This window comes from Undibacterium sp. YM2, assembly GCF_009937975.1.
In the GTDB taxonomy this organism is placed as follows: Bacteria; Pseudomonadota; Gammaproteobacteria; order Burkholderiales; family Burkholderiaceae_D; genus Undibacterium.
Map to the genome: position 1 here is coordinate 3,002,053 of NZ_AP018441.1, position 12,386 is coordinate 3,014,438.

A 12,386-nucleotide genomic window follows, 5' to 3' on the forward strand; every position below is an offset into this window, starting at 1 on the left:
AGATAGCAACTCAACATAGCAATTTATTAAGCCCATGCATCAATACCTTGACTTCATGCGCCATGTGAAAGAACACGGCACCCAAAAAACTGACAGAACCGGCACAGGTACAGTGTCAGTGTTTGGCTACCAGATGCGCTTTGACCTGAGCAAGGGCTTTCCATTGGTGACCACCAAAAAGCTGCACCTCAAATCCATCGTGCATGAACTGATCTGGTTCCTGGCAGGCTCGACCAATATCAAATACCTCACGGATAATGGTGTCTCTATCTGGAATGAATGGGCGGATGCCAATGGTGATCTTGGCCCGGTTTATGGTTCGCAATGGCGCAACTGGCCTACACCTTCCGGCGAACACATAGACCAGATCAAACAAGTGATCGAGCAGATACGCAATAACCCTGACTCACGCCGCCTCATCGTCTCTGCCTGGAATGTTGCTGATGTCCCGCAGATGAAGCTGCCACCCTGCCATATGATGTTCCAGTTTTACGTCGCTGACGGCAAATTGTCCTGCCAGTTGTATCAGCGCAGCGCAGATATATTTTTGGGTGTGCCTTTCAATATCGCGTCCTATGCCTTGTTGACCCATATGGTGGCGCAACAAACCGCTCTGGAAGTTGGTGATTTTATCTGGACGGGTGGTGACTGCCACTTGTATTCCAATCACATGGACCAAGTTAACGAACAATTATCACGTAGCACTTTGCCACTGGGTCAATTGATCATCAAGCGCAAACCTGAATCCATCTTTGATTATCAGTTTGATGATTTTGAGTTTGCAAATTATCAATTCCACCCCGCAATCAAAGCACCTGTTGCTGTTTAAACCCTGGATTCATGAGCATGTCATCTTTAAGTATTATTGTTGCAACCGACTCCAAGCTGGGCATAGGGATAGATAATAAGCTGCCCTGGCATTTGCCTGAAGATCTTGCCCACTTTAAGCGGACCACCACTGGACACGCCATCATCATGGGCAGGAAAACCTTTGAATCCATAGGTCGCCCCTTACCGAACAGGCGCAATATTGTCGTCACACGGAATCATGAGTGGCAACATGCGGGAGTGGAAGTAGTGGCTTCACTAGATGCAGCGCGGGCTTTGCTGGACCAGGAATTGGCTTTCATCATAGGCGGAGCCGAGATTTACAGCCAAAGCATGGAATTGGCCAATGAACTGGTCGTGACCGAGATACAACAGGAGTTTGCATGTGATGCTTTTTTCCCAGTGATCAATCCGCTAATATGGAAAGAGACGGGAAGAGAAAAACATTTCTCCAAAGAAAAAAATTTACATTTTGCATTTGTCACTTACAAAAAGATTTAGGATTACTATGTCAGGACACGGGTTTCACGTACACGGACCGCATGATCATGAGTTGGAACATGCAGCCCACGGCAATGATGATTTTGCCAGCAAAATTGCAGTAATGACTGCGATCATGGCAACTGTCGGAGCCTTGTTTGGTTATGAAGGCGGCGCAACACAAAATGATGCAGCCATGTTCAAGAATGATTCGGCCATTAAAAAGACCGAAGCATCGAACCAATGGAATTATTATCAGTCGAAGTCAAGCAAGCAAAACCTCGCGGAATTGGCAATGGTGATACCAGGTGCTGATGTTGCAAAGTACAAAGCAGAAGTTGAGCGCTATAAAGTAGAAAAAGAAGATATCAAGAAAAAAGCGGAAGCACTGGAAAAAGAAAGTCAGGACTGGGAAGAAAAATCCAAAGAAGCCTTGCATCAGCATCATCGCTGGGCGCAGGCCATGACTGCCGTGCAAATTGCCATTTCCCTGGCAGCAATCACCTTGCTGACCAAGAAAAAATGGCTGCAGTATGCTTCTTATGGTGTAGCTGGAGTTGGCGTAGTACTGGCGGGACTTGCTGCCCTCCACATATAACAAAGACGAGAACATAATGAAAAAAATACTCGGTATCACATTATTGGCGATGGCCTGTTCCGCAGGAGCGCAGACCTCGCAATTTGTGCAACTGGTTCCCACTAGCTACCTGCCCAAGGACGTGAACTTTTCTCTGGGTGCTGTTGCACTCAGCATGCCTAAATACACAGGCTCTGATGAGCGCCGTCTGGCAGCTTATCCCATGTTTGATGCGCAATGGAAAAATGGTGCCTTCTTTAGCGCCGTTAATGGTCTTGGCTATAATTTCTCAAAGAACGCCAGTCTGCAGTACGGCGTGCGTATGTCGCTGGAAGCCGCACGTGATGAGTCGCGCTCCAGCAAATTGCGCGGCTTGGGTGACGTCAACATGGCAGTTGAACCCGGCGCTTTCCTCAACTACAACATAGACCAGAATTTTTCTCTGGCATCGTCTGTACGCTATGGATCAGGTCTGGATCATAACGGTGTACAAGTCAGCTTTGGCGTACGTGCGACCACTTTACTGAGCCCACAACACAGGCTTTCTGCCAGCATAGGTGCAAACTGGGTTAATTCTGCTTACATGCAGTCATACTTCGGTGTAACTGCCGCACAATCTGCCTCTAGTGGCTACGCACAGTACACACCTTCTTCCGGCATCTCAGATATCAAGCTTGGTGCCAGCTGGCATTGGAATATTGACAATAACTGGTCTTTAACAACCGGTGCCTCAGTTAGTCGCTTGAATGGCGATGCTGGCAGGAGCCCGTTTGTATTCCAGAAAAACCCTGTCACCATCTTCTCTGCAGCAAGCTATCGCTTCTGAAAACGCACTTTGCAATGCATGATCAGATAAAAGAGTGTTTGCAAAAACACTCTTTTTTTATTTATTCAGCAAGCGAAGCGAGAGCCTAAAGGCGATGATTTGTTAAATAAAATTTATCGCAGCCGCCATTTGACGATGCAAGATATGGTACGAATCCTGATTTGATGACAATCAGATGAAATTTTGCATTTCATGGCTAAAAGCTGAGATTTTTTAACATCAGCACCCACATATCTGAGAGAATTCGCTTCTTTGAATTTTTCGGCGCGCAAGCGGTTGATTTAACTTGCCCAGGCGTCTCCCTTGTAACAAGTTTTTTTGGAGACCTCCATGAAATTCCGCTTCCCCATCGTCATCATCGACGAAGACTTCCGTTCTGAAAACACCTCCGGTCTTGGCATACGCGCACTTGCTGACGCGATAGAAACCGAAGGCATGGAAGTACTGGGTGTAACCAGCTATGGTGACCTGTCCCAGTTCGCCCAGCAACAATCGCGCGCGTCCGCCTTCATCCTGTCGATTGACGATGAAGAATTTGGTGACGGCACCGATGAAGAGACTGATTACGCGTTGAAGTCCTTGCGTGCCTTCGTTGAAGAGATTCGCTACAAGAATGCAGACATCCCGATTTACCTGTACGGTGAAACCCGCACTTCACGCCACATCCCAAATGACATCCTGCGCGAATTGCATGGTTTCATTCACATGTTTGAAGACACGCCAGAATTCGTGGCACGTCATATCATCCGTGAAGCCCGCTCTTACCTGGATGGCCTGGCACCACCGTTTTTCCGCGCCCTGGTACATTACGCCAATGATGGTTCCTACTCCTGGCATTGCCCTGGCCACTCAGGTGGCGTGGCCTTCCTGAAGTCGCCTATCGGCCAGATGTTCCACCAGTTCTTTGGTGAAAACATGCTGCGGGCCGACGTGTGTAATGCGGTAGAAGAACTGGGACAGTTGCTCGATCATACCGGTCCGGTTGCTGCGTCTGAACGCAATGCTGCGCGCATTTTCAATGCGGATCATTGCTACTTCGTGACCAATGGCACCTCGACCTCCAACAAGATGGTCTGGCATTCCACTGTTGCACCTGGCGATATCGTCGTGGTAGATCGTAACTGCCATAAATCCATCCTGCATTCCATCATCATGTGTGGTGCGATACCGGTTTTCCTGATGCCGACACGGAATCACCTTGGCATTATCGGCCCTATCCCGCTGGAAGAATTCAGCATGGAAAGCATACAGAAGAAGATAGAAGCCAATCCTTTTGCACGCGAAGCCAAGAACAAGAAACCACGTATCCTGACTATCACGCAATCGACTTACGACGGCGTGTTGTACAACGTCGAAGTATTGAAGGATTTGCTGGATGGCGAAATCGACACCCTGCACTTTGACGAAGCCTGGTTGCCGCACGCGACCTTCCATGACTTTTATAAAGACATGCATGCCATCGGCAAGGACAGGCCACGTGCCAAGAAGTCAATGATTTTCTCGACCCAATCTACGCACAAACTGCTGGCGGGTATTTCACAGGCGTCGCAAATCCTGGTGCGTGAATCGGAGTCGCGCAAACTCGATCGTGACAGCTTCAATGAAGCTTACCTGATGCATACTTCGACTTCGCCTCAATATTCGATCATCGCCTCTTGCGATATCGCAGCAGCGATGATGGAAGCGCCAGGCGGTACGGCATTGGTAGAAGAATCCATACTCGAAGCACTGGACTTCCGCCGCGCCATGCGCAAGGTTGATCAGGAATGGGGCAAGGACTGGTGGTTCCAGGTCTGGGGACCGGAAGAATTTGCAGCAGATGGCATAGGTTCGCGCGATGACTGGATGATACGTGCGGAAGATGACTGGCATGGCTTTGGCAAACTGGCGCCTGGCTTCAACATGCTGGACCCGATCAAGGCCACTATTGTGACACCAGGATTATCACTGGAAGGTAAATTTGGCGAAACGGGCATTCCCGCGTCTATCGTCACCAAGTACCTGGCAGAGCATGGTGTTATTGTTGAAAAATGTGGCCTGTATTCCTTCTTCATCATGTTCACCATCGGCATTACCAAGGGCCGCTGGAATACTTTGCTGACCGCCTTGCAACAGTTTAAGGATGACTACGACAAGAATCAACCTATGTGGCGCATCCTGCCAGAGTTTGCAGCAGCCAACCCCCGCTATGAAGGCGTAGGGTTGAAAGACCTGTGCCAGGGTATACATGAAGCCTACAAAGGTCATGATGTGGCACGCCTGACGACAGAAATGTATTTGTCCGACATGCAACCGGCGATGAAACCATCTGATGCCTTTGCCATGATGGCGCACCGTGAAACTGAGCGGGTATCGATCGATGAACTCGAAGGCCGCGTCACGGCCATCCTGTTGACCCCTTATCCCCCAGGCATCCCGCTGCTTATTCCTGGCGAGCGCTTCAACCAGACTATCGTTGATTACTTGCGCTTCGTACGTGATTTCAATGAAAAATTCCCAGGCTTCGAAACCGATTGCCATGGTCTGGTCAAAGCAGAAGTCGATGGCAAGCGTGGCTATTTTGTTGATTGCGTCAAATCCACGGCAGAAAACGGCAAATAAGCCAGGCTCAAAAAACCTGATGCGTTCAGTCTGACAGAGCACTTATTGCCATTCCCTGGCAATAAGTGCTTTTTATTATACAAACGCACAACAAGACGCTTAATTTGCCTCAATTTTCGATATACAATCAGAGCGACAATCATGATTATGGATATAGGAAATGGGTGGTGCAACAGGACTAATGCCGATCAAGCATGCTGAAATCAGCGTAGGTCAGACTGCGCCCTGGCCCATCTATGATGAGCAGGGCCATCTGCTGATGGCGTCAGGCGTCAAAATTGAAAGCCAACACCAGTTGGAAGGCTTGCTGGAACATGGCTACTGCAATCCCGATGCCATGTGGGACACTATCCCCTCAAAACTCACGCCCATTTCCAAACCAGTTTCATCTCAATCTTCAGCACCTGGCTCCAGTCCTGCTCCGCAAGATGCGCATAAAGATACGCTGATGGAGTTGGACAGCGTACGCTGGAATGTAGGCGAGACCCTGTATCTGCAAGTTCATGATCATACTGCTGTGCGCTATACGGTGAAGTTGATCGGTTTTGTCAAAAATATGTCCATCATGGTGACTGCACCGGCCATCGATGGCAAGGCCGTCATTATTCGTGACGGACAAACCTTTATAGTCCGGGCTTTTCCCGGCAAAAAAGCTTATGCGTTTACCGCATCAGCGATCAAATCCGTATATTCCCCCCATCCCTACCTGCATATCTCTTATCCCAAGCAAGTTCGTTGTACCACCATACGCCAGGGCTCGCGTGCCAATGTCAAAATTATTGCATCCGTCACCATAGGCGACCCAGAGCAAACTGCCGCGGCCACTCTCGGTGATTTGAGTATGGGTGGCGCCTCCGGCGTCATGAAAAAACCTGTTGGAAAAAAAGGTGATGCCGGGGTCATCAAATTCAAAGTCAGCGCTGCCGGGAATGACGAGTATCTGACTCTGAATGTCATCTTGCGCTCACAGGCACAAACTGAAAATGGCCTGGAATACCGGCATGGATTTGAGTTTGTCGATGTTTCAGCGCAATCCAAGTTAATTTTGTCAGCATTTGTGCATCAAACCCTGGCTGAAATGGATTAGCCTGGCAAAGCCAGTGCGCCTATTTTGATCTCATCAAATGCTGTCCGGCATTTGCAAATTCAGCACCAATAACGGGCGCCGCATTACATTTGCTTACCATTCATAGTGGTTTGTGTAGTGCCTAACCCTTTGTTACACTTTATGGTGAATGGCACTATATGCTTGCATTAGAATTGCCTTCCAGAATGTAAAATCTGAGTGTGGACAATCAGGAGTCACCATGACCATCATCAAGCTACCCGCAATCAGGCAATGCTTGCTTGTTTTATCTGTTTTCGTATTGAGCTCATGCGGTGGCGACCAAAAGACCAGTTCCACATCCGCAGAACCTGCTGCCAGCCCTCCAACAATATTGGAAAGATTGTTTGCGCCAGCACCGGTAGTCACCAGCACGACGATCAGTTTTGGCGGTAATCGCTCAAATTATTCGATTACCCAGACCAGTACGGGTTATTCAGTCAAAGACAATATAGGCACTGATGGCACAACCGATGTCAACTCCAACATTCAGCAACTGATATTTAAAGATGTCTCAGTCAATCTGCAGATCGCCAGCCTGTCTACCAGCATTGCAGCCAATGACCTGAATAACATCATTGAGTTGTACATCTCTTATTTCAACCGTATTCCTGACGCGAATGGCCTGGCCTACTGGATCACCCAATTCAAAAATGGCATGTCCATAGAAAAAATTGGGGATTCGTTTTACATTGCAGCCATACAGGATGCGGCACTTACTGGTTATGCACCAGACGCCAACAATGTCGATTTCGTCACCAATGTTTACCGCAATGTATTGAGCCGCTCACCACCAGATAAGGCCGGACTGGATTACTGGACGAGCAGCCTCGCCAATGGCACGGTAACGCGTGGAATAGTCGTTCGCTCCATGCTGATTGCCGCCCATGGTTATGCGGGTGATGCAGTCAATGGCTGGGTAAGTACCCTGCTCGACAATAAAATCAATGTCGCCAAGAACTTTGCCATTCAGCAGGGTTTCACTTATATAAGCAAAGCAGACTCCATCACCAAGGGAATGGCACTGGCCTCTACGGTCACGCCAACAGACTCCAGTATTGCCAACGGCATGATACAAGCGCTGGTAGGCTTTCAGTCGAGCAATAATGCCAACGCGCCGACTCCAGCTCAGGCATCCCGCTTCCTGGCGCAAGCCAGTTTTGGCGCGAACAATGCTGACATCAATAGTCTGACGAACAGCAGCTATAGTGCATGGATAGACAAGCAGTTGGCCATGCCGCAAAAATTGCACCGCAGTTATATGGATGCCCAGGCTGCTGGCTTCATCAATGGCTTGAGTGATTTAAGCCAGAACAACTTTTTTGAATCATTCTGGCAGCAGGCAATCAAAGGCGATGACCAATTAAGACAGCGCGTTACCTTTGCTCTGTCACAAATATTCGTGGTGTCCTTCCAGGACAGTAATGTTGCCAACTACCCGCGTGGTGTTGCTGGCTATTACGATACGCTGGGAGCCAATGCCTTTGGCAACTTCCGTAACTTGCTGGAATCAGTCAGCCTGCACCCCATGATGGGCACCTACCTGACTTCTTTACGCAATCAAAAAGAATCCGGCACCCAGGTTCCTGACGAGAATTATGCACGTGAAGTCATGCAACTCTTCACTATCGGCTTGTATCAGTTGAATCAGGACGGTACTTATGTCATGAACGGTGGCAAACCGGTTGAAACCTACTCCAGTACAGATATACAGGGTCTGGCCAAGGTATTCACCGGATGGAGCTGGGCAGGCCCGGACAAGAGTGATAACCGCTTCTTTGGTGGCAATGCTGATGCCAACCGTGACTGGTTGCCTATGCAAAGTTATCCCAAATACCATTCTGTATCAGCCAAAACTTTCCTTGGTGTGACAATTCCGGCCCAGTCGCCAGCCAATCCCGAAGCAAGTTTGAAAACTGCGCTGGATACCTTGTTCAATCATCCCAATGTCGGCCCTTTCATAGGCAAACAATTGATACAGAGGCTGGTCACCAGCAATCCTAGCCCACAATATATCTCCAGGGTTGCGGCAGCTTTCAACAACAATGGCTCAGGCGTCAGGGGTGACATGCGCGCTGTCATCAAGGCGATCCTGCTGGACAATGAAGCACGCAATGACACTACACTGGCTTTTGCCAACACAGGCAAACTGAGGGAGCCGGTATTGCGCCTGGCGAACTGGATGCGTGCATTCAATGTGAACTCCACTTCTGGTCGCTTCCTGATGACCAGCATGGATGACCCGCTCAGTGGCTTGTCAGAAACACCGATGCGCTCACCAACGGTATTCAATTTCTACCGCCCCGGTTATGTACCACCAAATTCCGGCATCGCCAGCGCAGGCCTGGTGTCGCCAGAAATGCAAATCACTGGTGAAACCTCAGTCGTTGGTTACCTGAACTTCATGCGCGATGTAATACCTAACGGTACCGGTTCATCGCGTGACGTCAAGGCAGATTACAGCAGCCTCATCAATTTGGCGGCAACACCGGATCAATTGCTGGATCAACTGAACCTGACCCTGATGTCCAACCAGATGAGCAGCAACTTGCGCAGCCAGATTTTGACAGCTGTTAATTCGGTCACGATACCAACCAACAATACAGCCAATGCGGATACAGCGAAGAAGAATCGCGTCTATTTGTCAATTTTCCTGACTATGGCCTCTCCTGAATATCTGGTCCAAAAATGAACGGGATCCATCATGACTAAATTGAACGCTTCGCGCCGCGAGTTTTTGCGCTTCTCCACTGCACTTGGTGTTGCCGGTGCTGCAGGCAGCGCCAGCCTGCCCTTTGCCATCAATCTGGCAACCATGGGTTCCGCTGCGGCACAAACCTCTTCCGGCGGCTACAAGGCACTCGTATGCCTGTTCCTGTATGGTGCCAATGATCATGCCAATACCGTACTGGCAACTGACAGCACGTCCTGGAGTCAATACACCACAGTGCGTACCACCAACGAGGCAGGATCAATAGCCCTGCCCGCTGTCGGCAGCAATGGCGGCGTCTTGCCTATCAGCCCGACCACATCCCAGGCTGGCCGCAGCTTCGCATTACATCCGCAGCTAGGCCCACTAAAAAGCCTGTTTGACAATGGCCGCGCAGCGATACTCAGCAATGTTGGTCCGCTGATCGTGCCGACCACTCTGGCACAATACAAGGCTGGCAGCGTACCACTGCCACCGAAACTGTTTTCTCATAATGACCAGCAGTCCCTGTGGCAAGCCTATGCACCTGAAGGTGCAGCTTATGGCTGGGGTGGGCGCATGGGTGATATGCTGGCCGCATCGAATGCCTACCCTGTATTTACGGCGATATCAACGTCTGGCAACGCTGTTTTTCTTGCGGGGCGCAACATCAATCAATATCAGGTCAGCGCGTCAGGCGCAGTGCCTATTGGCGGCCTGACCGGCACCCTGTTTGGCTCCAGTGCTGCTGGCAATCCTTTAAAGAACATCATCGCATCAGACTCTGCCAATCTGTTTCAGAAAGAGCATGCGGCGGTCACCAACCGCTCCATCAACGCACAAAGCCTGTTGAGTCCTGCAATGGCTCCTGCAGGCGCTACTGGCGTTCCCAACCCCACACAATATACCAACCCCAACAATGGCAATCTGGCCAACAATGGCCTGGCCTCCCAATTGCAAACGATCGCCAGGATCATCGCCGGACGCAGCGCCCTGGGCGCACAAAGACAAGTGTTCTTTGTCAGCCTGGGCGGTTTCGATACGCATGACTTCCAGCGTACGGCGCATGCAGACCTGATGGCCAGGCTGGCTCATGCCATCAGTTATTTTGATGGTGTCATGGGTAACTTGCAGGGCACTGACATGCGCAAGCAGGTGACCCTGTTCACGGCCTCGGATTTTGGCAGGACCTTTACCAGCAATGGTGATGGCACCGATCATGGCTGGGGCTCTCACCACTTCATCGTTGGTGGCGCGGTCAAAGGTAATAATATTTATGGTGATTTCCCGGTAACGGGGCTCAAGCATAGCCTTGATGTGGGGTCCGGCAGCCTGCTGCCACAGATATCGGTTGATCAGTATGGTGCCACACTGGCAAACTGGTTTGGACTGAGCACGAGCCAGATTAATGATATTTTCCCGAATATCACTAATTTTTCCAACCGCAATCTGGGATTCCTGACTTAGACCATACACCACTGCAAATGCATAATGCTTGCAGTGGTGTCAGTGGTGTATATCGGAAATCAAAAAATGGATCTGGCTGTCAGCGTGGTGAAACGCTCCAGCGCATAAGTACCCGCCAGCGAATTGCCGGTGGCATCCAGCCCCGGCGACCAGACAGCTACTGCAAGCTCACCCGGCACCAGCGCCAGAATACCACCGCCAACACCACTCTTGGCGGGCAAACCCACGCGGTAGGCAAAATCACCTGCCGCATCATAGGTGCCGCAAGTCAGCATCAACGCATTCAGGCGCTTGGATGAGCTGGCATCGAGAATTTGCTGTCCACTCCAGGGTACGCTGCCATGATTGGCCAGGAAGCTGCCCGCCTTGGCCAACTCAGCACAAGTCATGGTCAGCGAGCATTGGCGGCAATAGCTATCGATGACGGTTTTGACGGGATTATGCAGATTGCCAAAATCTTTCATTAAATGAGCAATTGCATAATTGCGGTGTGCGGTCTGCCGTTCAGACTGGGCAACCGCCATATCAAAATCGATGGTAGGTTCGCCAGAAATGGTACGGGCGAACTGCTGGACCGCAATATCAGATTGTACAAAGCGAGCCGACAAAATGTCAGCAATGACCAGCGCGCCCGCATTAATGAAGGGGTTACGCGGCTTGCCACGCTCGTATTCCAGCTGGACCAGGGAATTGAAAGGATTACCGGAAGGCTCGCGCCCTACCCGCTCCCAGATTGCATCGCCTTCGCGGGAAAATGCCAGCGCCAGCGCAAACAGCTTGGTGACGCTTTGCAAAGAAAATTTTTGCTGGCTATCACCTATGTTGTAGGTGCTGCCATCCAGGCAATACACAGCCATGCCAAAATGCTGGGCTGATACTTTGGATAACTCAGGAATATAGGAAGCCACTTTCCCCTGAGTCAATAAAGGCTGGACTTCAGCAAAAATGGTCTGAAGTATGGCTGCGTAATCAGGCAACATCTATACTAAAAGCTCAAGTCTTTGGAAGAGTCACACCGACCTGACCCTGATACTTGCCACCTCGGTCTTTGTAAGATGTTTCGCAGATTTCATCGCTCTCAAAGAACAACACCTGGGCGCAACCCTCACCTGCATAAATCTTGGCTGGCAATGGTGTGGTATTGGAAAATTCCAGTGTCACATAACCTTCCCACTCAGGCTCAAACGGCGTGACATTGACAATGATGCCGCAACGCGCATAAGTGGATTTGCCGAGGCATATGGTCAATACACTGCGCGGAATACGGAAATACTCCATCGTGCGCGCTAGCGCAAATGAATTTGGTGGAATGATGCAGACATCGCCCTTGAAATCGACAAAGGATTTTTCATCGAAGTTTTTAGGATCCACAATGGTGCTGTTGATATTCGTGAAAATCTTGAATTCGTCGGCACAACGTATATCGTAACCGTAAGAAGAAGTACCATAACTGACGATGCGGTTGCCATCACGCTCACGCACCTGACCTGGTTCAAACGGCTCTATCATGCCGTGTTGTTCTGCCATACGGCGTATCCATTTGTCTGATTTAATACTCATGCGCTTCTCCTGCCAAATTAATATTGGCGCGATTTTACGCGAAAACAGCTATATCTAATATGGAATTAGCCGCAAAAAGGGCAAACAAATTTATAGGGAATTTTGCGCAACTGTAAATATTGCAGGTACGCAGGAAGTTGAACCATTGCTGCGCCAGGAGCCTGATAGTGAATGAAATTAGCAATAAGATCACTTCAACTTCTTGCAAGCTTTTGATTTTTCAGAAGAATTTCCTTGTCGACACACAAAACAA

Annotated in this window: 10 protein-coding genes; 8 read left to right on the forward strand and 2 right to left on the reverse strand. The window is 49.7% G+C overall.

Features of this window, described 5'->3' with window-relative positions; translation table 11 throughout:
- Positions 1 to 34 precede the first annotated feature (34 nt).
- The 8 genes from UNDYM_RS13580 to UNDYM_RS13615 all read left to right on the forward strand — a co-directional run bounded on the left by UNDYM_RS13580 (position 35) and on the right by UNDYM_RS13615 (position 10,573).
- The gene (locus UNDYM_RS13580; RefSeq protein ID WP_162041512.1) at positions 35 to 829 is read left to right on the forward strand and encodes a thymidylate synthase; all 795 of its coding nucleotides are present in this window, start codon (positions 35 to 37) and stop codon (positions 827 to 829) included.
- 17 nt (positions 830 to 846) lie between these two features.
- Positions 847 to 1,329 (forward strand): dihydrofolate reductase, encoded by a 483-nt coding sequence (locus UNDYM_RS13585; RefSeq protein WP_174244942.1) that lies wholly within the window; start codon positions 847 to 849, stop codon positions 1,327 to 1,329.
- Positions 1,330 to 1,336: 7 nt separating this feature from the next.
- The gene (locus tag UNDYM_RS13590) at positions 1,337 to 1,906 is read left to right on the forward strand and encodes a DUF4337 domain-containing protein (protein WP_162041514.1); all 570 of its coding nucleotides are present in this window, start codon (positions 1,337 to 1,339) and stop codon (positions 1,904 to 1,906) included.
- A 16-nt stretch (positions 1,907 to 1,922) separates the two neighbouring features.
- A complete protein-coding gene (locus UNDYM_RS13595; protein ID WP_162041515.1) occupies positions 1,923 to 2,711 on the forward strand; it encodes a MipA/OmpV family protein in 789 nt (262 codons plus the stop codon).
- A 330-nt stretch (positions 2,712 to 3,041) separates the two neighbouring features.
- Entirely contained in the window at positions 3,042 to 5,312 is a 2,271-nt protein-coding gene (locus UNDYM_RS13600) for an arginine/lysine/ornithine decarboxylase (RefSeq protein ID WP_162041516.1), read from the forward strand.
- 160 nt (positions 5,313 to 5,472) lie between these two features.
- Positions 5,473 to 6,399 (forward strand): flagellar brake protein, encoded by a 927-nt coding sequence (locus UNDYM_RS13605; protein WP_162041517.1) that lies wholly within the window; start codon positions 5,473 to 5,475, stop codon positions 6,397 to 6,399.
- A 220-nt stretch (positions 6,400 to 6,619) separates the two neighbouring features.
- Complete coding sequence (locus UNDYM_RS13610; protein ID WP_162041518.1) at positions 6,620 to 9,109, forward strand: DUF1800 family protein; 2,490 nt, start codon at positions 6,620 to 6,622, stop codon at positions 9,107 to 9,109.
- A gap of 12 nt (positions 9,110 to 9,121) precedes the next feature.
- A complete protein-coding gene (locus UNDYM_RS13615) occupies positions 9,122 to 10,573 on the forward strand; it encodes a DUF1501 domain-containing protein (protein WP_162041519.1) in 1,452 nt (483 codons plus the stop codon).
- Positions 10,574 to 10,632: 59 nt separating this feature from the next.
- Here UNDYM_RS13615 and UNDYM_RS13620 read toward each other — a convergent pair whose 3' ends face one another.
- Both UNDYM_RS13620 and dcd read right to left on the reverse strand, forming a co-directional pair.
- On the reverse strand, positions 10,633 to 11,553 hold the full coding sequence (locus UNDYM_RS13620) for a glutaminase (protein ID WP_162041520.1): 921 nt from the start codon (positions 11,551 to 11,553) through the stop codon (positions 10,633 to 10,635).
- Positions 11,554 to 11,566: 13 nt separating this feature from the next.
- Entirely contained in the window at positions 11,567 to 12,133 is a 567-nt protein-coding gene (dcd, locus tag UNDYM_RS13625) for a dCTP deaminase (RefSeq protein ID WP_110253642.1), read from the reverse strand.
- Positions 12,134 to 12,386: the final 253 nt, after the last annotated feature.

What these genes read in the sequence shown, in the direction of transcription:
- UNDYM_RS13590 (WP_162041514.1), top strand. Translation starts at nt 1,337, where the DNA reads ATGTCAGGACACGGGTTTCACGTACACGGACCGCATGATCATGAGTTG.
- UNDYM_RS13595 (WP_162041515.1), top strand. Translation starts at nt 1,923, where the DNA reads ATGAAAAAAATACTCGGTATCACATTATTGGCGATGGCCTGTTCCGCA.
- UNDYM_RS13585 (WP_174244942.1), top strand. Translation starts at nt 847, where the DNA reads ATGTCATCTTTAAGTATTATTGTTGCAACCGACTCCAAGCTGGGCATA.
- UNDYM_RS13600 (WP_162041516.1), top strand. Translation starts at nt 3,042, where the DNA reads ATGAAATTCCGCTTCCCCATCGTCATCATCGACGAAGACTTCCGTTCT.
- UNDYM_RS13610 (WP_162041518.1), top strand. Translation starts at nt 6,620, where the DNA reads ATGACCATCATCAAGCTACCCGCAATCAGGCAATGCTTGCTTGTTTTA.
- UNDYM_RS13620 (WP_162041520.1), bottom strand. Translation starts at nt 11,553, where the DNA reads ATGTTGCCTGATTACGCAGCCATACTTCAGACCATTTTTGCTGAAGTC.
- dcd (WP_110253642.1), bottom strand. Translation starts at nt 12,133, where the DNA reads ATGAGTATTAAATCAGACAAATGGATACGCCGTATGGCAGAACAACAC.
- UNDYM_RS13605 (WP_162041517.1), top strand. Translation starts at nt 5,473, where the DNA reads ATGGGTGGTGCAACAGGACTAATGCCGATCAAGCATGCTGAAATCAGC.
- UNDYM_RS13615 (WP_162041519.1), top strand. Translation starts at nt 9,122, where the DNA reads ATGACTAAATTGAACGCTTCGCGCCGCGAGTTTTTGCGCTTCTCCACT.
- UNDYM_RS13580 (WP_162041512.1), top strand. Translation starts at nt 35, where the DNA reads ATGCATCAATACCTTGACTTCATGCGCCATGTGAAAGAACACGGCACC.